Raw genomic sequence first — 20880 nt, 5'->3', positions numbered from 1 at the left:
GCTGCACCTGCTGCGGGCTCCACCTGCGCTGCCGCCTTGCTGGTGGCCGCAGCCGCCTGTTCGGCCTTGCGGGCTTCCTCGCGCAGGCGGCGGGATTCTTCCAGCAGGTAGCGCTGGTAGTCGTCCAGGTCGCCGTCGAAGGGGCCGACCACGCCACGGCCGACCAGCCAGAAGTCCTCGCAGACCGAGCGCAGCAGGGCGCGGTCGTGGCTGACCAGCATGACGGTGCCGTCGAAGTCGTTGATGGCCATGGCCAGGGCCTCGCGCGTGGCCAGGTCCAGGTGGTTGGTGGGCTCGTCCAGCAGCAGCAGGTTGGGGCGCTGCCAGACGATCATGGCCAGCACCAGGCGCGCCTTCTCGCCGCCGCTCATGCTGCCCACGGCCTGCTTGACCATGTCGCCGCTGAAGTTGAACGTACCCAGGTAGCTGCGCAGGTCCTGCTCGCGCGCCTGCGGGCCGGTGGCGCCGGTGTCCCGTGCCAGGCGGATCATGTGCTCCATCGGGTTTTCGCCGGGGCGCAGCACGTCCAGTTCCTGCTGGGCGAAGTAGCCGATGTTCAGGCCCTTGCCTTCGGTCACGGTGCCGGCCAGGGCCTTCATCTCGCGCGCGATGGTCTTGACCAGGGTGGACTTGCCCTGGCCGTTGGCGCCCAGGATGCCGATGCGCTGGCCCGCCAGCACCGAGCGGTTGACGCCGCGCAGGATGGTGGTCGCCTGGCCTTCGTCGTCCAGGTAGCCGAATGCGGCGTCCGTGATCGCCAGCATGGGGTTGGGCAGGTTGGCGGGCGGCTTGAACTCGAAGGTGAAATCGGCGCTGGCCAGCATGGGCGCGACCTTTTCCATGCGCTCGATCTGCTTGACGCGGCTTTGCGCCTGCTTGGCCTTGGAGGCCTTGGCCTTGAAGCGGTCGATGAATTTTTGCAGGTGGGCGATCTTTTCCTGCTGGCGCTCGAACGAAGCCTGCTGCAGCAGCATCTGCTGGGCGCGCAGTTCCTCGAACTTGCTGTAGTTCCCGCCATAGCGCGTGACCTGCGCGTTTTCGATGTGCAGCGTGGTGTTGGTGATGGCGTCCAGGAATTCGCGGTCATGGCTGATCACGACCAGGGTGCCGGGGTAGCGCTTGAGCCAGGCTTCCAGCCAGACCAGGGCGTCCAGGTCCAAGTGGTTGGTGGGCTCGTCCAGCAGCAGCAGGTCGGAGGGGCACATCAGCGCGCGCGCCAGCTGCAGGCGCATGCGCCAGCCGCCCGAGAAGCTGTTGACGGGGTGCTCCAGCTCGGAGACCTTGAAGCCCAGGCCCAGGATCAGGGCCTGTGCGCGCGGCACGGCGTCGTGCGCGCCGGCATCGGCCAGGTCCACGTGGGCGTGGGCAATGGCCATGCCGTCCTCGCTGGCCTCGGCGGCCGCGAGCTGGGCGTTGAGCTCGCTCAAGCGGGTGTCGCCGTCCAGCACGAACTGGGTGGCCGTCTCCGAGGTCTCGGGCATGTTCTGCGCGACCTGGCCCAGGCGCCATTGCGAGGGGATGGAGAACTCTCCGCCGTCCTCGGCCAGGCTGCCGTTGAGCAGGGCGAACAGACTGGACTTGCCGGCGCCATTGCGTCCGACAAGGCCGACTTTTTCACCGGGGTTGATGGAGACGGAGGTGCTGTCCAGCAGCACGCGGGTGCCGCGGCGCAGGGTAATGTTGCGAAGGCTGATCATGAATGGGCAGGATTATCCCAGCGATTGCGCCAGGGCAGGATTGCCGCCCGCCATGCCCGTGCCCGGCCACGGTGCAAAGCCCTGGTACCAGGCCCTAGATCGGCTGTATGCCCACGCGCTGCATCATGGACTGGGTGAACTGGATCTCGCGCTCGAAGCCCTTGGCATAGGCGTCGGCGCTGGTGATGGCGACCTTGCCGCCTTCCTGCTCCAGCGAGGCGATGACCTTGGGCTGCCTGAGCACCTCCTCCAGCGCCGTGCGCAGCCGCTGGACGATGGCATCGGGCGTGGCGGCCGGCACGGACACACCGCCCCAGGACGTGAGGTTGACGTCGGGCACGCCCAGCTCGGCCAGGGTCTGCACCTGGGGCAGCTTGGCGTTGCGCTGGGGGCCGGCAATGGCCAGCGGCACCAGCCTGCCCGCCAGCACCTGGGGATAGGCCACGGAAAACAGCGGGGCGCCGAAGGCCACCTGCTGGCCCAGCACGGCATTGACCAGCTCGGACGCGCCCTTGTAGGGCACATGGTTGACCTGCAGGCCCATGCTGGAGGCCAGCATCTCCACGCCCAGGTGCGATGGCGTGCCCACGCCGCCCGAGGCATAGTCCAGCGCGCCCGGCCTGGCCTTGGCGCGGTCGGCCAGGTCGTCCAGCGTGCGCATGCCGGAGTCGGCATGCACGACGACCAGGATGTCCGAGCGCGACATGCCCAGCACATGGCGGAAGTCCTTGAACACGTCGTAGCCCGGGCTTTTGTACATGCGCATGGCGGCGGCCATGGGCGAGCCCGAGTACAGCAGGGTGTAGCCGTCCGCCGGCGCCTTGGCCACCTGGCGGGCGCCGATGTTGCCGCCCGCGCCGGCGCGGTTGTCTATCACCACGGGCTGGCCCAGCTGGGCCGACAGCGCCTCGGCCACGATGCGCGCGGCCGTGTCGGGGCTGGTGCCGGCCAGGTAGGGCACCACCCATTTGATGGGGCGCGTGGGCCAGGCGCTGTCGTGCGCTGAGGCTGTGGCGGCCCAGGGCAGGCCTGCGGCAAGCGATGCGGCGCCTGCAGCCCGCAGGAATTGGCGGCGGTCCTGGCCGCTGCTGGTGATGTGTGGCATGGCTTTGTCTCCTGGTCTTTTGTCTTTTCTGTTTGCTGGGGGAGTGCTGGGGCTGCCGGCCAGCCTCAGGCGCCGGCCCGCTCCAGCAGCTCCTTGGCGATGGTGTTGCGCTGTATCTCGCTGGTGCCCGTGAGCACGCGGTACATGCGCAGCATGCGGAACAGGAATTCCACGCGCCGGCCCTGGACGATGCCTTCGCCGCCATGGATCTGCACGGCGCGGTCGGCAATGCGGAACGCCGTCTCCGAGCAGAACAGCTTGCTCATCGAGGCCTGGGCGCGCGCGTCGATGCCGGCGTCTATGGCGCGGGCCGTCTGCACCATCAGCGCGCGCGCGGCCATCCATTCGGTGGCCATGTCGGCCAGCATGTGCTGTATGGACTGGAACTGGGCAATGCTGCGGCCGAATTGCTGGCGCCCCAGCGCATAGTCACGCGCATCGCGCAGCGCCACCTGCGCCAGCCCCAGCATGGCCGGGCAGTGCAGCAGGCGGTTGACGGTGATGCGGCCCAGCGCCAGGGCCAGGCCCCGGCCCGGCTCGCCGATCAACTGGGCAGCGGGCACGCGGCAGCCGTCGAGCACGATGTCGCCCGTGCTCGATTGACCGGCCATGGTCTTGTAGCCGCTGACCACCTGCACGCCCGGTGCATGCAGGTCCACGAAGAAGGCGCTGATCTCGCGCTGCGGGCTGCCCTCGGGCGCGGTCGAGGCCATGAGCACGGCGAAGTCGGCAAACGGCGAGCCCGAGATGAAGCGCTTGCGGCCGTGGAGCACGTAATGGTCGCCTTCCAGCACGGCGCGCGTCTCCAGCGCGCCCGCGTCCGAGCCGGCCGCCGCCTCGGTCAGCGCAAAGCAGATGGACTTTTCGGCGCGTGCCACGGGCAGGATGAACTGCTCCATCTGCAAGGGCGTGGCCTTGCGGATCAGCGCGCCTATGCGCGGCGGGCCGCTGAGTTCGCCCAGCACATGGGGCGCGAAGGGCGATCCAGTGGCGTAGATGGCCTCCTTGACCAGCACCTGGTCGAGCACGGACAGGCCGGCGCCGCCCATGGCCTCGGGCAGGGTCATGCCGTAGAAGCCGCGCGCATGCGACAGCTTCCAGACCTGGCGCAGCAGCTCGGTGGAGGCGCTGTTTTCATGGTCCACGCCATGCGCGCGGGCGAGGTCGGCCAGTTCGCCGTGGATGAAGGCGTTGAGCGCGTCGATCAGGCCGGCTGCGCGCTCTGAGCCTTCAAAGGGCATTTCCAGCAGGGCAGCGTTGGCGGCGGGGAGTGTGTCTTTGGCGTTCATCTCAGTTCACCTTGCGGGCGTGGTTGGCCCAGTAGGGCGCCTGCACGGCGCGGCGCATGACCTTGCCGTTGGGGTTCTTGGGCAGCTGCTGCACGAATTCGATGTGGCGCGGGCGCTTGAAGCCGCCCAGGCGCTCGGCGCAAAAGCTGTCCAGCGCGGCACTGTCGCCGGCCAGGCCGGGCTTGAGCACGATGTGGGCGGCCACGGCCTCGCCCCATTTGTCGTCGGGAATGGCGAACACGCAGGCATCGGCCACCGAGGCATGTTCGTAGAGCACGGACTCCACCTCGGACGGATAGACGTTGAAGCCACCGCTGATGACCATGTCCTTCTTGCGGTCCACGATGTAGACAAAGCCCTGCTCGTCCATGCGGGCCAGGTCGCCCGTGTGGTAGCGGCCGTTTTTGAGCACCTCGGCCGTCAGCTCGGGCGCGCGCCAGTAGCCTGCGAAGACATCGGCGCCGCTGACCACGATCTCGCCGATCTCGCCCTCGGGCACGCGGCGGCCTTCGTCGTCCACCACCTCCACCAGGGATTCCAGAAAGGGCCGGCCGCAGGATGCCAGCCGCTCGGGGCGCGATGCGCGCGCCTGCAGGTGGTCCTGCACCGTCAGGCGCCGGAGGTGGTCTCGCCCGCGCCGTAGCCCTGGGACAGGACGGGGCCGAACACGTCCATGGCCTGCAGGATGCGCGCGGGCGCCATGGGCGCTGCGCCGTAGCCCAGGCGTTGCAGGTCGGGCAGCGGGCGGTAGCGGCCGCCGATCTCGGCCAGCAGCATGTTGATCATGGTGGGCACCATGAAGGTATGGGTGACGCGCCGCGCCTGCATCTCGGCCATGAAGGCGCCAGGCTCGAAGCCCGAGAACAGGTGGATGGTGGCGCCCGTGCACAGCGCCGGCACCATCTGCATGCCCGAGGCGTGGGTGACCGGCCCCACCAGTCCCAGCACATGGCCGGCCTGCATGCCCTCGCCGCGCATCAGGAATTTGCGCAGCTGGGCCAGGCGGTTGCCGAAGGTCTGCATGGCGGCCTTGAGCACGCCCGACGAGCCCGAGGTGTAGTGCAGCACGGCCACCTCATGCTCGTGCACGTCCACGGGCTGGAAGCGGTCGCTGGCGCGGGCGAGCAGCGCTTCGTAGTTGCTGTCGGCAGGGCCGTCCAGCAGCAGCAGGCGCACGTCGGCAGACTGCAGGTGCGGCTTGAAGGCCTCGGCGCGCGCGGCCGTGGTCACGATGATGGAAGCATCGCTGTTGGCCGCGATATCGCCTACTTCGCGTGGAGACAGGCGTGCGTTGAAGGGCGCCTTGATGAGCCCGGCCTTGTAGCAGGCGATCTCGATCTCCACGATTTCCACGCAATTGGGCAGGTAGATGCCCACGCGGTCGCCGCGGGCCAGCCCCTGGGCAAGCAGGGCGTTCGCCAGGCGGTTGGAGCGCTGCTCAAGCTCTGCGTAGCTGATGCTGCGTGTGGCGCTGGTCACCGCAGGTTGCTCGGCATGGGCCCTGCAGCTGCGTGCGACGAGTTCGCCGACGTTGGGTATGGGGAGGGAATGGGGGTGGCCTGCGGTGGGCCGGGATGTCTCGTGCATGGCATTCCTTGGCTGAAGCAGCGCGTTTTGCGCGGCGTGCCATGCACTGTTGCAGAAGAGGACCGGGCCGGGAAATACCGATTAGTGATTCAGTTGCATCAGAAAAATTGATGTCCAGACCAACCCTTGCCGTTTTTGCTGATGACCATCGGACTGCCGCACTACGCTGGGCTGCTGCATCACATCTGCTGCGGATGCTGCCAGCGCGCCTGCCAGAGGCCCGCCGTGATCAGTTGCCGGGCCTGGTCCAGCAGTGCCTGCCGGACTACCTGCAGTGCCGGGTCACCGCCGCGGTTGGCCTGCACGGCCAGGAAGTAGCGGCGCAGCAGCGCGGGCGCCGCGACCTGGGCCACGATCCAGCCGGGCTGGAGGCCCGTGGGCGCCGCCTTGGCGCCCTCGCGCAGCCAGGCGGGCGCATCGCTCAGCGAGCAGGCGGGCGTGAAGGTGAAGCCCGCGCCGCAGTGGTAGAGCGAGCGGATGACGCGCGCGGAATCGTGTTCGTGGACGATGTTCAGCCGCAGCTCCCGCGCATCGGCGGCGGCCTCCACGGTCTGGCGGATGGAAAAGCGGCGCGACTGCAGCACCAGCGGCAGCTGGCAGGCATGGGCAAAGTCCATGTGCGGCAGGCCGCCGTCCGGCGCCGGGCGCAGCAGCGGGGCCACGCTGCCATCGACATCCTGGCCGCAGACGTAGATGGATTCCTCTGCCATGGGCTGCACCTGCAGGTCATGCAGGCTGGCCGTGTCCACAAGAATGGCCAAGTCGGCGCGCCGGTCCAGCATGGCCTTTTGCACCATCAGGCTCAGGTCGTCGAGCACGAAGATGCGTATGCGCGGGTGGCTGTGGCGCAGGCTGGCAATCAGGGGGCCTGCCAGCAGGCTGGTCAGCAAAAAGGGCAGGGCGATGGTGACCGAGCCTTCGGGGCCTTGGGGCAGGCGCTGTATGCGCTCGCGCATGGCATCGGCGTCGGACAGCAGGCGGCGGGCGTCCTCGTACAGCTGCGCGCCGGCCGGGGTGGGGGTCACGCCGGCGTGGCTGCGCTCCAGCAGTTGCGCACCCAGCTCGCCTTCCAGCTTCTTGATCTGCGCCGTGAGCGCAGGCTGGGCCACGTACAGCGAGTGCGCGGCGCGCGAGAGGCTGCCAGCCTCCAGCACGGCGATGAAGTAGCGCAGCGCCCGCAGGTCCATCTCAGCCCAGGGGGCGGTATTGCGGGCGCAGGGCCTCGATATCGCCTTCGGTCCAGGCGCGCAGTGCCTCCTGGGTGATCAGCAGCACCTGCTCGTCGCCCGAGCTGGTGTCCAGCCAGAACACGGGCAGGTCGGGGAAGGCGGCTTCGAAGAAGTCCTTTTCATTGCCGATCTCCAGCACGACCACGCCTTCCTTGGCCAGGCGCGAGGGCAGGTCCTGCAGCAGGCGGCGGATGAAGTCCATGCCGTCGGCGCCGCCGGCCAGCGCAAGCTCGGGCTCGGCCTGGTACTCGGCGGGCAGGCGCGACATGCTGTCGGCGTTCACATAGGGCGGGTTGCACAGCACCAGGTCCCAGGGGCCGGGCAGGGCGGCCAGGCCGTCGCTCTCCAGCAGTTGCACGCGCTCGGCGAGTTCATGGCGGTCCACGTTGATGCGCGCCACGGCCAGCGCGTCGGCCGAGATGTCGGCGCCCGTGACCTCGACCTCGGGCCAGGCCATGGCCGCCAGGCAGGCCAGGCTGCCGTTGCCCGTGCACAGGTCCAGCACGCGGCGCGTGCGGTCGGACAGCCAGCCGTCGATGCTGCCGTCGGCCAGCAGTTCGGCAATGAAGCTGCGCGGCACGATGGCGCGCTCGTCCACGTAGAAGGGCACGCCCTGCAGCCAGGCCTCGCGCGTGAGGTAGGCGGCGGGCTTGCGTGTGCGGATGCGCTCGGCGAACAGCTCGGCCACTTCGGCCTGCTGCTCGGCGCTCACCGGCTGGCTGGCCAGGGATTCGGGCGCGCCCGGCGCCAGTTCGCTGTCCAGTGGCAGGCCCAGCTTCCAGAGCGTGAGCCAGGCCGATTCGTCTTCGGCCGTGGCCGTGCCGTGGCCAAAGGCCACGCCGGCCGCCGTGAGCGCTGCGGCGCCCGAGGCCACGAGGTCGGCGATGGTGCTGCCCGAGATGGCGGGAATATTGGCAGGGGTGGGGGCGGATGTCATCGTCGGCTCCTTGGGCGCGCGTTCAGGCGGCCTGCTGGCGCTGCAGCTCCTGGAGCGTGCGGCGGTAAATGTTCTTGAGGGGCTCGATGTCGGCCACCACGATGTGCTCGTCGATCTTGTGGATGCTGGCGTTGGGCGGGCCCACTTCCACGACCTGGCTGCAGATCTGGGCGATGAAGCGGCCGTCGCTGGTGCCGCCCGTGGTGGACAGCTCGGTCTCCAGGCCGGTCTCGGCGCGGATGGCCGCCTGCACGGCATTCACCAGCGTGCCCGGCGTGGTCAGGAAGGGCTGGCCGCCGATGGTCCAGGCCAGCTCGTACTCCAGTCCATGGCGGTCCAGCACGGCGTGCACGCGCTGCTGCAGCGATTCGGCCGTGGACTCGGTGCAGAAACGGAAGTTGAAGTCGATGGTCACATGGCCGGGGATGACGTTGGATGCGCCCGTGCCGCCATGCATGTTGCTGATCTGCCAGCTGGTGGGCGGGAAGAAGGCGTTGCCCTCGTCCCAGCGCGTGGCGGCCAGTTCGGCCAGGGCCGGCAGGGCCTGGTGGATGGGGTTGCGCGCCAGCTGCGGGTAGGCGATGTGGCCCTGGATGCCCTTGACGGTGAGGCGTCCGCTCATGGTGCCCCGGCGGCCGTTCTTGATCATGTCGCCCGTGCGGTCCACGGAGGTGGGCTCGCCCACGATGCACCAGTCCAAGCGCTCGCCGCGCTCGCGCAGCAGCTCGACCACGACCTTGGTGCCGTCCACCGAAGGGCCTTCCTCGTCGCTGGTCAGCAGCAGGGCAATGTCGAAGGAGGGAGTTGGCGTCTCGGCCAGGAACTCCTCCAGTGCCACGACAAAGGCGGCGATGGAGGTCTTCATGTCGCTGGCGCCGCGGCCGTACAGCTTGCCGTCGCGGTGCGTGGGCACGAAGGGCGGGCTGTTCCACTGCTCCAGGGGGCCGGTGGGCACCACGTCGGTATGACCGGCAAAGACCAGCACGGGCCGGTCGGTGCCTGCGCCGGAGCGCCTGGCCCAGAGATTGCGCACGCGAAAGCTGTCTGGGCCGCTATCGATGCGCTCGCAGGCAAAGCCCATGGGCAGCAGGGCATCGGCCAGGAGTTCAAGGCAGCCGGCGTCTTCGGGAGTGACGGAGGGCAGGCTGATCAGCTGCTCGGTCAGTTGCAAGGTGCGGGACATGGTGGGAAGGTCAAAAAAACAAAAAAGTCGGAGGGCTGGCTGGCGCCAGCGTGCTCCGACATTGTGAACGCTGCAGGCCCGGCTGTTCAGTTCGGCTTGACTTCCAGCATGATTTCGGTGAACGAGGGCATGTCGTCCTCGCCGGGCGTGGCCAGTTCGGCGAACTGGCTGGACGGCGCGGCATGGCCGGCCTTGACCACGTCGTTTTCCAGGCGCCACATCAGGTTGGTGGGCGAGTCGGCAAAGGCCAGTCCCTCGGCGCGGTCGATGCGGCCCGAGCGGATCAGCTGGGCCAGCGCCTCTTCAAAGGTCTGCGAGCCTTCGGCCATGGATTTCTCCATGGCCTCCTTGACGCCCGAGAAGTTGCCGCGCTCGATGAGGTCGGCGATCAGCTTGGTGTTGAGCATCACCTCGACGGCCGGCATGCGGCCGCCATCCACGGTGCGCACCAGGCGCTGGGAGATCACGCCCTTGAGCGCTGCCGACAGCTCGCCCAGCATGGTCGGCCGGATTTCCTCGGGGAAGAAGGACAGGATGCGGTTGAGCGCGTGGTAGCTGTTGTTGGCGTGCAGCGTGGCAAGGCACAAATGGCCCGACTGCGCAAAGCCCATGGCCGAGGACATGGTCTCGCGGTCGCGGATCTCGCCGATCAGGATCACGTCGGGCGCCTGGCGCAGCGCATTCTTGAGCGCAACCTGCAGCGATGCCGTGTCGGATCCCACTTCGCGCTGGTTGACGATGGAGCGCTTGTTGCGGAACTGGTATTCGATGGGGTCCTCGATGGTGAGGATGTGGCCCGTGAGCTTTTCATTGCGTGCATCGATCATCGAGGCCAGGGTCGTGCTCTTGCCCGAGCCCGTGGAGCCCACGACCAGCAGCAGGCCGCGCTTTTGCATGATCAGCTCGCCCAGCACGGGCGGCAGGTTCAGCGTGTCCATGGGCGGGATGTGCTGGGCGATGAAGCGGATCACCACGGCGCAGCTGCCGCGCTGGTGCATGGCGCTGACGCGGAAACGCCCCACGCCGCGCAGCGGCACGCCCATGTTGAGCTCGCCCGTCTCGTCCAGCTCCTGCAGGCGCTCGGCCGGCACGATCTCGGCCAGCAGGCTGCGCGGCGCATCGGGCGGCAGCAGCTGGTTGTTGATGGGGACGCATTCGCCGTTGATCTTGATCAGCGCCGGCGCGTTGACCGCCAGGTAGACGTCGGACGCCTGCTTCTCGCCCATCAGGCGCAAAATCCTCTCCATCGTGCCCATGTGTTCCCCCAAATTCGTGTGCTGTCGCTGTTCTTGGATCGTTGTCACGCGCTTTTGACGTGAAACGGGCGTCCGCTGCCTGGTGGCCGGGGACGCCCTAGAGAGTATGCCTTGGTCCATCCCCTGAACAGGGGATGTTTTGGCGCCGCAACCACGCCTTTGGCGCGGTCCGGATGCAGGTCAATCGCGCAGCAGGTCGTTCAGGCTCGTGGTGGAGCGTGTCTTGGCATCGACCTTCTTGACGATGATGGCGGCGTACATGCTGTAGCGGCCGTTGTCCTTGGGCAGGTTGCCCGACACCACCACCGAGCCGGCAGGCACGCGGCCATAGCTGGTCTCGCCGGTCGCACGGTCATAGATGGGAGTGGACTGGCCGATGTACACGCCCATGGAGATCACGGAGTTCTCTTCCACGATCACGCCTTCGACGATTTCGGAACGCGCGCCGATGAAGCAGTTGTCTTCGATGATGGTCGGGTTGGCCTGCAGCGGCTCCAGCACGCCGCCCAGGCCCACGCCGCCGGACAGGTGCACGTTCTTGCCGACCTGGGCGCAGGAGCCCACGGTGGCCCAAGTGTCGACCATGGTGCCTTCGTCCACGTAGGCGCCGATGTTCACGTAGGAGGGCATCAGGATGGCGCCCTTGGCGACGAAGCTGCCACGGCGGGCCACGGCCGGAGGCACGACGCGCACGCCGGTGGCGGCGATCTCGGCCTCGGTCATGCCGGCGAACTTGGTGGGGACCTTGTCGAAGAAGTTCAGGTCGCCGGACTGCATCAGCACGTTGTCCTTGAGGCGGAAGGACAGCAGCACGGCCTTCTTGATCCACTGGTGCACGGTCCACTGGCCCACGCCTTCGCGCGTGGCCACGCGCAGCTGGCCGTTGTTCAGGGCTTCGATCACGTGGTCCACGGCCTCGGTCACTTCCTTGGGGGCGGCAGCGGGGGAGAGGCTGGCACGGTTGTCCCAGGCGGTGTCGATGATGGATTGCAGCTGTTGCGTCATATGGCTTTGGTGATCAAAGGGTTTGTGAGGAAAGGGGAGTGCAGGGCTGTCTCAGCGCTGGCGCGATTCTATGAACTGTGCAATGCGCTGGGCGGCTTCCAGGCATTCTGCGGTCTCGGCCACCAGGGCCATGCGCACGCGCCCGGCGCCGGGGTTGCGGCCATTGGCCTCGCGCGCCAAGTAGCTGCCAGGCAGCACGGTCACGCCGGTGGCGGCATACAACTCGCGTGCAAAGTCGGCGTCGTCCAGGCCCAGCGATTCGGGAATGCCGGCCCACAGGTAGAAGCTTGCGTCGGGCAGGCGCACATCCATCACGCGCGCCAGCACGGGCGTGACCTGATTGAATTTTTCGCGATACAGGCGGCGGTTTTCCTCGACATGGGCCTCGTCGGCCCAGGCCGCCATGCTGGCCGTCTGCACCACGGGGCTCATGGCGCCGCCGTGGTAGGTGCGGTACAGCAAAAAGGCCTTGATCAGGGCCGCATCGCCCGCCACGAAACCGCTGCGCAGGCCAGGCACGTTGCTGCGCTTGGACAGGCTGGTGAACATCAGCAGGTTCTTGTAGTCCGTGCGGCCCAGGCGCTGCGCGGCTTCCAGTCCGCCCAGGGGAGGCGTGCCGTCGAAGTAGATCTCGCTATAGCACTCGTCGCTGGCAATCACGAAGCCATGGCGGTCGGACAGCGCAAACAGCTTTTCCCATTCGGCCAGCGGCATCACCGCGCCCGTGGGGTTGCCGGGAGAGCACACGAAGATCAGCTGGGTCTTTTCCCACACGTCGGCGGGAACGCTGTCCCAGTCCACCGCGAAATTGCGCGCAGCATCGCTGGGGGCGTAGTACGGCTGGGCGCCGGCCAGCAGGGTGGCGCCTTCGTAGATTTGATAGAACGGGTTGGGGCAGATCACGCGCGCGCCGTCCTGGCTGGCGTCCACCACGACCTGGGTGAAGGAGAACAGGGCCTCGCGCGAGCCGTTGACCGGCAGCACCTGGGCGGCGGCGTCCAGCGCAATGCCGTAGCGCTGGCGCGCCCACTGGGCGCAGGCTTCGCGCAGCGCGGGCTCGCCGGCTGTGGCCGGGTACTTGGCTAGGCCGCCCAGGTCGGCGCTCAGCGCCTGTTCGATGAAGGGCGGCGTGGCATGGCGGGGCTCTCCGATGCCAAGGCTGATGGGGCGCACGCCCGCCGGTGGCTGGACCCCGGCGAACAGTTTGCGAAGACGCTCAAACGGGTAGGGCTGGAGTCGGGAGAGCAGGGGATTCATGGGCTCGCATTATGGATTGATGCGCTTTCGGCATGCCGTTGTCACAGGGGACTGCGGGTCTGCACGCTGGCTTTTTTGCATTCTGTTACCTATTCTGGCATGGTCTCGACTGGGGCCATGCCAACTCGTGTGGCGGGGCCTCGCAAACGGTGAATTCCAGATACCAATGACAAGAGAGGCAGACAGCTATGCAGGCAGGCGCTGGCATGGAAAAAGATGGAAGCAGGCATCGTAAGCATACATCCGGCCCAGGTGCCGGCTTCCTCGTATGCACGGTGTGGGCATTGGCGGGACCGGCGCTGGCGTTGGTGGCCGATTCGATGGGCCTGGGGCCCTGGGTTTGGGCAGCCTTGCTGCTGTGGGCCGGGCTGCTGCTGGGCGGCCTGCACAGGCTCTGGTCGCGGGTGATCGGCGAGCGCGAATTGCTGCAGCAGGCCATGCAGGGCATCGCCCAGGGAGACCTGAGCCAGCGCGTGGCCGTGGAGGCTGCGGCCTCCCAGGAGGGCGCAGGCGCCGTCCAGACGCCCAAGGCCTTGCTGGGCGGCATGGTGACCTCGCTGTCTGGCATGGTGGCCGATGTGCGCAGCAATGCGGCCCTGGTGGCGCAGGCCGGGCAACAACTGGTGAACGAGCACCAGGCACTGTCCGATCGCACCGAACTGCAGGCCACCAACCTGGCCCAGACCGTGGTCAGCGTGGAGCAGTTGAGCAGCGCCGTGCAGCACAACGCCGATGTGGTGGGCGTGGTCCATCACCAGGCCAGCGCCGTGCGCGGCGCCGCCGATGAAGGCGTGGTGGCCATGGGCCGCGCCGTGGAGTCGGTGGAGACCATTGAAAGCAGCGCCGGCCGCATGCGCGAGATCATCGGTGTGATCGACGGCATTGCGTTTCAGACCAACATCCTGGCCCTCAACGCTGCCGTGGAAGCGGCGCGTGCGGGCGAGCAGGGCCGCGGCTTTGCCGTGGTGGCCAGCGAGGTGCGCTCCCTGGCCGGCCGCTCGGCCGAGGCGGCGCGCGAGATCCGCCACCTGATCGGCGATGCGCTGGCCCAGGTGGAGCACAGCACCGAACTGATCCGCACGGCCGGACGTGGCATGGAGCGCGTGACCGAAGGCATTCGCCAGGTGGCCGAGCACATGGGAGAGCTGTCGCAGTCCACCGGCAGCCAGAGCACGGGTCTGGCCGAGATCAGCCGCGCCGTTCACCAGATCGACGAGATCACCCAGCACAACGCGCAGATGGTGGGCCACGCGCTGGACCAGGCCCGGGCGCTGCAGCACCGCGCGCAGATGCTGTCAGGGGCGGTGTCGCGCTTTCGGCTGCAGCAGGGCACGGCGGAGGAGGCCGTGGCCCTGGTCGAGTCGGCCCTGGGCCTGGCGCGGCGCGGAGTGGCCACCGAGGCACTGCTGGCCGCTGTGAACGATCCGGCCCAGCCCTTCCATGACCGTGACATGTACGTCTTCGCCCTGGCAGCCGACGGCAGCTACCGTGCCTTTGGCGGCAACCCTGCGCGCGTGGGCGTGCGAGTCCAGGAATTGCCCGGCGTGCGTGGCGAACAGCTGCTGACCGACATCATTGCCCAGGCCGAGCGCGGGCCGGGCTGGGTGGAGTACGACTTCAGAAACCCGGCCACGCAGCAGGTGCAGACCAAGATGTCCTTCGTCTGCAAGCATGGCGGGCTGTACTGGGGATGCGGGGTCTACAAGAGTCTGGCGCTGGCGGCATAGCCTTGGCCTGGAAGGCAGACTGCCGCCTGGCGGGCTTCACTGGCACGCGTTCGGCGATGAACCGCCGCCCGCGCGCTGGGCACGAGCGCGGGCCAGGATGGCGGCGATGGTGGCCTGCTTGCTCTCGGCCACGGGAGGTGCGGGGCAGGGTGCGTGAGGGCTGGCGTCGTCGTCGGCTGCCTGCTCTGCCTGCGCACGAGGCGTCGGTGCCCGGCTTGCACTCAAACGCTCGCGCTCCACTTCACGCTCTCGGCGCAGCACATAGCGCTGGCGCGCATGCTCGGCCTGCTGGGGGCTCCAGGCAGACCAGCCTGTGGCCGGGCCGCTGGCATTGTGCAGTTCGATGCAATCGACCGGACACACGGGAATGCACAGTTCGCATCCCGTGCAGTGGGCTGCGATCACCGTGTGCATGAACTTGTTGGCCCCCAGGATGGCATCCGTGGGGCAGGCCTTGATGCACAGGGTGCAACCGATGCACCAGGCCTCGTCGATCACGGCCACGGTGCGCGGGGCTTCCATGCCGTGCTCGGCGCTCAGCGCAACAACGGGCCGGCCCGTCAATGCGGCCAGCCGCTCCACGCCCGCAGCGCCGCCCGGTGGGCACTGGTTGATGCCAGCCTCGCCCGAGGCCACGGCCTGGGCGTAGCTGGCGCAGTCAGGGTAGCCGCAACGCGTGCACTGTGTCTGCGGCAGCGCCGCGTCTATGCGTGCTGCCAGATCGTCGCGGGCAAGGATTGCGAAGGCGGGCATGGCGTGCCGGGCTTGCTCGGTGCTCAGCCTGCCTGCACCTTGGCACCGCGCTTGCGCGGCTGCTCGGTGGCCGAGGGCGCGTCATCGCTCAGGCTGCTGGTGTGACCTGCCGCGCTGGCGGCCGTGGCGCTTTCGGGCTGGTGGGCACTGATGAACTCGCGCACCTGCGGGTAGACGATCTCTCTCCAGCGCCTGCCGCTGAAAATCCCGTAGTGGCCGGCGCCCGGCACTTCAAGGTGCTTGCGCTGCTCGGCTGCGATGCCCGTGCACAGATCGTGCGCTGCGCGCGTCTGGCCCGAGCCGGAGATGTCGTCCAGCTCGCCTTCGACGGTCAGCAGGGCGCTGCCCTTGATGTCCTGCGGGCGCACCAGTTCAACCTTGTCCTCGGGCGAACGCACTTCCCAGGTGCCATGGACCAGCTTGTAGTCCTGGAACACCGTGGCGATGGTCTCGAGGTAGTAGTCGGCATCCATGTCGAGCACGGCGTTGTACTCGTCATAGAACTTGCGGTGATGCTCGGCGCTGGCGTCGTCACCCTTGATCAGGTCCTTGAAGTAGTCGTAGTGGCTCTTGGCGTGGCGGTCCGGATTCATGGCCACGAAGCCCGAGTACTGCAGGAAGCCCGGGTACACGCGGCGGCCTACGCCCGGATAGCCTTCGGGCACGCGGTAGATCACGTTGTTCTCGAACCACTCGAAGCTGCGGTTCTGCGCCAGGTTGTTCACCGAGGTCGGCGAGCGGCGCGCATCGATGGGGCCGCCCATCATGGTCATGGACAGCGGAGGCGTCTCGCCACGGCTGGCCATCAGCGACACGGCAGCCAGCACCGGCACCGTGGGCTGGCACACGCTGACCACGTGGCACTGGCCGTACTTGCCCTGCAGGTAGCGGATGAACTCCTGCACATAGTTCACGTAGTCGTCGAGGTGGAACTCGCCATCGGCCAGCGGCACCAGGCGGGCGTTCTTCCAGTCGGTGATGTAGACCTTATGGTCGCCCAGCATGCTTTGCACCGTATCGCGCAGCAGCGTGGCGTAGTGGCCCGACAGCGGCGCCACGATCAGCACCACGGGCTGGCTCAGCATGGTCTGCAGCGTATCGGTGTCGTCGGAGAAGCGCTTGAAGCGGCGCAGCTCGCAAAACGGCTTGTCCACTTCGACGCGCTCGCGGATGGTCACGTCAACGCCGCCCACATCCACACTGTGCAGGTTGAATTCGGGCTTCTCGTAATCCTTGCCAAGGCGGTAGAACAGATCGAACCCGGCGGCCATGCGCTGGGACATCGGACCTTGGCTCAGCAACGAGTGGGGGTTGCTGTAGAGCTTGGCTGCAGCTTGCGCGAAATCGGCAAAGGGCTCGACCATGGCGCGCTGGATTTCGTAGAGCTGATAGAGCATGGATACAAGGGGTTGTTTGGATATGTTGCAGTGCAATATATCAGCAGCAAGCTAAGAAAATTGGTAGTAAAACCCCTTTGATGCTGTCGCGTAAGTGATAGTTTCTACCGATAGGCCTGGGCGAGCGGCCGCCTCAGCCCTGGCCATCCTGCAATGCAGTCCCCCGCGCTAGGCGGCAAGCGCCGCCTCGGCCGGTTTGGTGCGCGCAAGCCGCATCACCTCTGAAGGCGGCAATTGCTTGAGCTGGTGATTGCTCCACACCTGGCGCCAGCGGCGCGCCCCCGCCAGCCCGTTGCGCAACCCCAACATATGCCGTGCGATGGAGTACCAGTGCGTGCCATGCGTGCGCGCCTCTCGCTCCATGTAGGCCACCATCTGCTCCTCGATGGACTCGCGCGTGTGCTCCATGCTCGCATCGCCGTAGTACAGCGCATCCCACGAGGCCAGCCACCAGGGGTTGTGATAGGCCTCGCGGCCCACCATCACGCCATCGACCTGCTGCAGCAGTTCCTGCACCGTGGCATCTGCCTTGATGCCGCCGTTGATGGCAATGGTCAGTTCCGGAAAATCCTGCTTGAGCCGGGCCACGATCTCGTAGCGCAGCGGCGGGATCTCGCGGTTTTCCTTGGGCGACAGGCCCTTGAGCCAGGCATTACGCGCGTGAACTATGAACACGCGGCAGCCCGCATCCGCCACCGTGCCAACGAAATCGCGCACGAACTCGTAGCTCTCATCCTTGTCGATGCCAATGCGGTGCTTCACCGTGACGGGCACATCCACCACATCCACCATCGCCTTCACGCAATCGGCCACCAGCGGCGCCTCGTTCATCAGGCATGCGCCAAACGCGCCGCGCTGCACCCGCTCGCTGGGGCAGCCGCAGTTCAGATTGATCTCGTCATATCCCCACTGCGCTCCCAACCGCGCAGCCTGCGCCAGATCCGACGGCTCGCTGCCGCCGAGCTGCAACGCCACCGGATGCTCCTCGGCCTCGAACCGCAGATGCCGTGGCACATCACCGTGCAGCAGTGCGCCCGTGGTCACCATCTCGGTATACAGCAGGGTATGGCGGCTCAGCAGTCGGTGCAGGTAGCGGCAGTGCTTGTCAGTCCAGTCCATCATGGGTGCAACGGACATGCGCCACATGCTGGCAGGTGCTTGGTTTTCTACGTTTGTCATTGATCTGATTGGGTTTTTTGCTCTGGCGTCGTTGCCTGGTTCTTCGCCATCCAACCCCGTTTTTGCTGACTTTCTCGCTGGCTTTGCCACATCCTTCACCTGTCGCAAAACAGATGGAACCATCACTTCACGCAAGCGCGCACACGGCTTGCTTGCTCGCTTGCCTGCACCGCACAGATCCGGCTGATGGAGAACGGCACGTTTGTCCACCGCGAAAGCCAGGCCTATCGTCGGAAAGTGCTGGCCAATGGGTGGCTGCGCAGGCGCGAGCACGAGATGGACCGGGAGCACGCTTTTGGCCAGGCGCCAGGCCGTGCACAAGAAAATTTCAGTGGGGGAGCCACTGCGGGATTATGTCAGTGCGGTCAAAAACGTGACTGAGTGGGGCCGTTGCAAAAAGGCCGGCATCGCGCGACTGCAGGCCTCTGGTCGGGCCGACCTCCAGGCCGCCAAGCTCACGGTGCAGGATCTGATGGGCCACACCAAGAAGCGGTGCACGGAGGACGAGGCCGGCCCGCCGCCGTGCTCAATGACATGGTGTGGCTGCGCCAGGTCTTCCTGCATGCTTCGGCCGCGCGCGGCATTGATGCGCCGCTGCAGGTGCTGGATCGCGCCAGGCTCAAGCTGCTGCGCACGCGGGTGCCCGCCTACGCGGCAGGGCTTCAAGCGTGGCCGACAAGACTGCCTTGAATCCAAGTGAGAGCTCTCCCTGGAGCAAATTTCATCCATTGCGCGAAACTGGGGTAATGGTAGCTAGATGTAAGTGAGTGGCGAGAAGCGGATAAATTTGATCTTCATTCATTTGGTGTTGGTAAAGAATTTCTATCTGCACATTGCTTTTCGATGGCATATTGACGAGGCCATGCATCGAATAAGACAAATGGAGGCACGCCAAATGAATGTTAGAGAGAGGCAAGAATCATTCGCGCCGCAATCGCGGTTGCAAGCATTGATGGTTGATTGCGAGGTGGAAGATTTTTCAGGGTTGGGCCTGTTGCTCGGTCAGGCTGGATATGATACGCGAATGGCGGCAAGTGCGCCGGAAGCGTTGGCTGAGTTTGCTGGTGGACGAATTGATTTGTTGATATGCAATACGCGTGTAATTGACAAGGATGGTGGGCAGTGGCTGGAAAATCTCGTTGGGCAGTCCCCTGATCTGTTCGTGATTTTTCTTTCGGAATGCAGTCCCGTGGCAATTACGAAAGGCCTTGGTCGGTTGCTGGGCTTGCACCGCCATATAGTCAAACCTTGGAATAGTGAGCAATTTTTGGCTGTCATTGAGCAACTGAATGATCAAAAAATTACACGCTATGAGAATATTCGGCTAGAGCAAAAAAATAGAGCGCTGACGAAGGAGTTGGCAGAACTAAATGCAGCTGTTGAGCTGACTGCCCATGAGCATGACGAAGAATTGTTGGAGGCGCATAGGAAACTTAAAAAAAGCTTCGTCGCATCGATCCGAATGTTTTCAAATCTGCTTGAGTGGCGAGGGGGGATACTTGCCGGACATTCAAGACGCGTTGCGGATCTAACCCGCCGAACCGCAAGTATTATGCAGCTAAGTGAAGCAGAGCAGCAGAATGCTTTTGTCGCTGCGCTCATTCATGATATCGCTCATATTACTCTTCCCGATGGGATGTTAAGCAAGCCCGTCCCAAGTTTAAGTCATGAGGAACTGGATAAGTATAGAAACCATAGCAGTTTGGGGGAGCAGCTGCTTCTGTCGATAGATGATGCGCATCTTGTCGCTACTCTAGTCAGGTCTCACCATGAGCGATTCGATGGAGCAGGTTACCCTGATGGCCTAAAGGGGAAGGATATTCCAATAGGTGCTCGCATAATTGCGGTTGCTGATTTTTACGATGACCTGATGGTGGGGCATTTGAGCAGTAAGCCGCTAACTTGCGCAGAGGCAAGAACGCTCATTTCGCATAGTAGAGGAGCACAATTTGATCCAGAGGTGGTGGATGCTTTCTTGCAAATTGTGATTCAGGCGACCCCTGCTACCGACCCGGCTCCAATTAATGTTCCCTGTTCAGAACTGAGGCTAGGGATGATTTTGGCTCAAGACTTCGTATCGAGGGAAGGCTTGATCTTGCTTACAGCAGGTCGAGTTTTGACGCAAGAGTTGATACGCAGAATGCAATTGCGTGTTGATCTTGGTCGAAAGTTTCCAATTCGTGCTGTAGCGACGGCTGTTTGATTGGATTGAGTAATTATTTTGGTCTGGACTTGGTCCAGTTTTTTATGGCCTTCGCTCTCTGGTTGTTTTTGAGAATTTGAGTAGAATTTCTCCATTGGTTGTAATTGCTTGTTTTTCTGATATGTCAGCTATAAGTGAAGGCGGTACTTCTGTTGAATACAGCTTGTTTTTGCTTATTCTATATAAAATCCTCGTTTTTCCGACTATGAATTCATCTCCTTCGATTATTCCTATATACCGGCCATTTTTTTGTATAGGCTTTCCACCATCCGCCTTCGATCATTTTATGCCTCGCTGTGCTGTGATTTATTATTGGCGCCACCATGCCAATTCTTGAGCATGAAATGTTATTATGAAAGCCGCTCGATATTTCAATTGATGCAAAATTTGACAAAGTAATTGATTTTGATAATTTATTATCAAAATCACGCTTGGCAAGAGTAGTATCTGGATATACGTGGAAACACGGATGGTCACTTGGCGTAAATCTCGACGTCGTGCCTACCAAGGCTGCCACCTTCGGCAGGATGAGCAAGGAACACATGCAGGCGCCGCAGTGGGAGCGCATCAAGCGGGATTGCTGGAGCCGGTCCTCGCTGCGCGTCCGTAGGACTCTCGCCACCGGAATCTTGCCCAGGGACCGACAGCCTGCAGCCTGTTGCTGGCACACCATGACAGCTCTGAAGCAACAGGAGTAATGAATGGCGATTTCAGAAAAGATCCAGGACCTGCGCAAGTGGGATGACTCTCGCAAGGGATTCACGGGAGAGCATTGGCTTGTGCTCGGTGCCGGCCTCTTGGCGCTGCGCCATGCCCGGCGCGCGGAAAGTGGCATGGGCCGCCTTGTGAGTGGTGCGCTGGGCACGGCACTGATAGCGCGCGCGGCCACGGGCCGCGACGGTGTATTGGGAACGGCAGGACGATTGGCTGCAAAGCCCACCCTGGCCGAGCGCCTGCTGATCGCCGCGCGCCGCCTGTAGACGCCCGGACAAAGGAAAGGCCCGCAGTTGTGAACTGACCCCAAGAAGTTGGACGGTTGGAAGCTAGCGGCTCAAGGCCTGAGTTCGGTACTGCAC

Annotated in this window: 17 protein-coding genes and 1 pseudogene; 5 read left to right on the top strand and 13 right to left on the bottom strand. The window is 65.1% G+C overall.

The features are described from left to right. The 10 genes and pseudogenes from L995_RS01115 to dapC all read right to left on the bottom strand — a co-directional run. A partial coding sequence (locus L995_RS01115) for an ABC-F family ATP-binding cassette domain-containing protein (protein WP_047468303.1) occupies nucleotides 1-1697 on the bottom strand: 1697 nt, incomplete at its 3' end. Nucleotides 1698-1791: 94 nt separating this feature from the next. Further along, entirely contained in the window at nucleotides 1792-2802 is a 1011-nt protein-coding gene (locus L995_RS01110) for a tripartite tricarboxylate transporter substrate binding protein (RefSeq protein ID WP_047468301.1), read from the bottom strand. Nucleotides 2803-2867: 65 nt separating this feature from the next. Then, nucleotides 2868-4091, bottom strand: a complete 1224-nt coding sequence (locus L995_RS01105) for an acyl-CoA dehydrogenase family protein (protein ID WP_012205444.1) — start codon at nucleotides 4089-4091, stop codon at nucleotides 2868-2870. Nucleotide 4092: 1 nt separating this feature from the next. Then, nucleotides 4093-5678: pseudogene (locus L995_RS01100) on the bottom strand (class I adenylate-forming enzyme family protein). 179 nt (nucleotides 5679-5857) lie between these two features. Continuing rightward, entirely contained in the window at nucleotides 5858-6865 is a 1008-nt protein-coding gene (locus tag L995_RS01095; RefSeq protein ID WP_016453487.1) for a LysR family transcriptional regulator, read from the bottom strand. 1 nt (nucleotide 6866) lies between these two features. Beyond that, on the bottom strand, nucleotides 6867-7844 hold the full coding sequence (gene prmB / locus L995_RS01090; RefSeq protein ID WP_046238306.1) for a 50S ribosomal protein L3 N(5)-glutamine methyltransferase: 978 nt from the start codon (nucleotides 7842-7844) through the stop codon (nucleotides 6867-6869). Between the two features lie 22 nt (nucleotides 7845-7866). Continuing rightward, nucleotides 7867-9027 carry a succinyl-diaminopimelate desuccinylase gene (gene dapE / locus L995_RS01085; RefSeq protein ID WP_034363910.1) on the bottom strand — a complete coding sequence of 387 codons (1161 nt, stop codon included), beginning with the start codon at nucleotides 9025-9027 and terminating at the stop codon, nucleotides 7867-7869. A gap of 86 nt (nucleotides 9028-9113) precedes the next feature. Further along, nucleotides 9114-10283: a PilT/PilU family type 4a pilus ATPase gene (locus L995_RS01080; protein WP_016445943.1), complete on the bottom strand. Its 1170-nt coding sequence runs from the start codon at nucleotides 10281-10283 to the stop codon at nucleotides 9114-9116. A gap of 180 nt (nucleotides 10284-10463) precedes the next feature. Then, complete coding sequence (gene dapD, locus L995_RS01075; RefSeq protein WP_012205450.1) at nucleotides 10464-11288, bottom strand: 2,3,4,5-tetrahydropyridine-2,6-dicarboxylate N-succinyltransferase; 825 nt, start codon at nucleotides 11286-11288, stop codon at nucleotides 10464-10466. Between the two features lie 51 nt (nucleotides 11289-11339). Continuing rightward, entirely contained in the window at nucleotides 11340-12545 is a 1206-nt protein-coding gene (dapC, locus tag L995_RS01070; protein WP_047468295.1) for a succinyldiaminopimelate transaminase, read from the bottom strand. Nucleotides 12546-12733: 188 nt separating this feature from the next. On the opposite strand from dapC, the gene L995_RS01065 reads away from it, so the two are divergent. Beyond that, on the top strand, nucleotides 12734-14272 hold the full coding sequence (locus L995_RS01065; RefSeq protein WP_047468292.1) for a methyl-accepting chemotaxis protein: 1539 nt from the start codon (nucleotides 12734-12736) through the stop codon (nucleotides 14270-14272). Between the two features lie 36 nt (nucleotides 14273-14308). Here L995_RS01065 and rsxB read toward each other — a convergent pair whose 3' ends face one another. The 3 genes from rsxB to dusA form a co-directional block, all read right to left on the bottom strand. Next, nucleotides 14309-15025 carry an electron transport complex subunit RsxB gene (gene rsxB, locus L995_RS01060; RefSeq protein WP_047468288.1) on the bottom strand — a complete coding sequence of 239 codons (717 nt, stop codon included), beginning with the start codon at nucleotides 15023-15025 and terminating at the stop codon, nucleotides 14309-14311. Nucleotides 15026-15048: 23 nt separating this feature from the next. After that, nucleotides 15049-16422: a polyhydroxyalkanoate depolymerase gene (locus L995_RS01055; protein ID WP_047468286.1), complete on the bottom strand. Its 1374-nt coding sequence runs from the start codon at nucleotides 16420-16422 to the stop codon at nucleotides 15049-15051. Between the two features lie 168 nt (nucleotides 16423-16590). Next, a complete protein-coding gene (dusA, locus tag L995_RS01050; RefSeq protein ID WP_047468283.1) occupies nucleotides 16591-17568 on the bottom strand; it encodes a tRNA dihydrouridine(20/20a) synthase DusA in 978 nt (325 codons plus the stop codon). Between dusA and L995_RS33635 the strand changes: the two genes are divergently transcribed. The 4 genes from L995_RS33635 to L995_RS01045 all read left to right on the top strand — a co-directional run bounded on the left by L995_RS33635 (nucleotide 17558) and on the right by L995_RS01045 (nucleotide 20784). Continuing rightward, the gene (locus L995_RS33635) at nucleotides 17558-17788 is read left to right on the top strand and encodes a hypothetical protein (RefSeq protein WP_197065089.1); all 231 of its coding nucleotides are present in this window, start codon (nucleotides 17558-17560) and stop codon (nucleotides 17786-17788) included. The genes dusA and L995_RS33635 overlap by 11 nt on opposite strands. Nucleotides 17789-18093: 305 nt before the next feature. Further along, nucleotides 18094-18291 carry a hypothetical protein gene (locus L995_RS32670; protein WP_156135960.1) on the top strand — a complete coding sequence of 66 codons (198 nt, stop codon included), beginning with the start codon at nucleotides 18094-18096 and terminating at the stop codon, nucleotides 18289-18291. A 73-nt stretch (nucleotides 18292-18364) separates the two neighbouring features. Continuing rightward, entirely contained in the window at nucleotides 18365-19804 is a 1440-nt protein-coding gene (locus L995_RS31590; RefSeq protein WP_231574328.1) for an HD domain-containing phosphohydrolase, read from the top strand. A 701-nt stretch (nucleotides 19805-20505) separates the two neighbouring features. Next, complete coding sequence (locus L995_RS01045; protein ID WP_016445950.1) at nucleotides 20506-20784, top strand: hypothetical protein; 279 nt, start codon at nucleotides 20506-20508, stop codon at nucleotides 20782-20784. Nucleotides 20785-20880: the final 96 nt, after the last annotated feature.

It is taken from the genome of Delftia sp. ZNC0008 (assembly GCF_000799035.1).
Lineage (GTDB): Bacteria > Pseudomonadota > Gammaproteobacteria > Burkholderiales > Burkholderiaceae_C > Comamonas > Comamonas tsuruhatensis.
The sequence above is the reverse complement of the archived record's forward strand: the minus strand, read 5'-3'. Positions and strand labels throughout refer to the sequence as shown.

What these genes read in the sequence shown, in the direction of transcription:
- L995_RS01110 (WP_047468301.1), bottom strand. Translation starts at nt 2,802, where the DNA reads ATGCCACACATCACCAGCAGCGGCCAGGACCGCCGCCAATTCCTGCGG.
- L995_RS01105 (WP_012205444.1), bottom strand. Translation starts at nt 4,091, where the DNA reads ATGAACGCCAAAGACACACTCCCCGCCGCCAACGCTGCCCTGCTGGAA.
- L995_RS01095 (WP_016453487.1), bottom strand. Translation starts at nt 6,865, where the DNA reads ATGGACCTGCGGGCGCTGCGCTACTTCATCGCCGTGCTGGAGGCTGGC.
- prmB (WP_046238306.1), bottom strand. Translation starts at nt 7,844, where the DNA reads ATGACATCCGCCCCCACCCCTGCCAATATTCCCGCCATCTCGGGCAGC.
- dapE (WP_034363910.1), bottom strand. Translation starts at nt 9,027, where the DNA reads ATGTCCCGCACCTTGCAACTGACCGAGCAGCTGATCAGCCTGCCCTCC.
- L995_RS01080 (WP_016445943.1), bottom strand. Translation starts at nt 10,283, where the DNA reads ATGGGCACGATGGAGAGGATTTTGCGCCTGATGGGCGAGAAGCAGGCG.
- dapD (WP_012205450.1), bottom strand. Translation starts at nt 11,288, where the DNA reads ATGACGCAACAGCTGCAATCCATCATCGACACCGCCTGGGACAACCGT.
- dapC (WP_047468295.1), bottom strand. Translation starts at nt 12,545, where the DNA reads ATGAATCCCCTGCTCTCCCGACTCCAGCCCTACCCGTTTGAGCGTCTT.
- L995_RS01065 (WP_047468292.1), top strand. Translation starts at nt 12,734, where the DNA reads ATGCAGGCAGGCGCTGGCATGGAAAAAGATGGAAGCAGGCATCGTAAG.
- rsxB (WP_047468288.1), bottom strand. Translation starts at nt 15,025, where the DNA reads ATGCCCGCCTTCGCAATCCTTGCCCGCGACGATCTGGCAGCACGCATA.
- L995_RS01055 (WP_047468286.1), bottom strand. Translation starts at nt 16,422, where the DNA reads ATGCTCTATCAGCTCTACGAAATCCAGCGCGCCATGGTCGAGCCCTTT.
- L995_RS33635 (WP_197065089.1), top strand. Translation starts at nt 17,558, where the DNA reads ATGCGCCACATGCTGGCAGGTGCTTGGTTTTCTACGTTTGTCATTGAT.
- dusA (WP_047468283.1), bottom strand. Translation starts at nt 17,568, where the DNA reads ATGTGGCGCATGTCCGTTGCACCCATGATGGACTGGACTGACAAGCAC.
- L995_RS01045 (WP_016445950.1), top strand. Translation starts at nt 20,506, where the DNA reads ATGGCGATTTCAGAAAAGATCCAGGACCTGCGCAAGTGGGATGACTCT.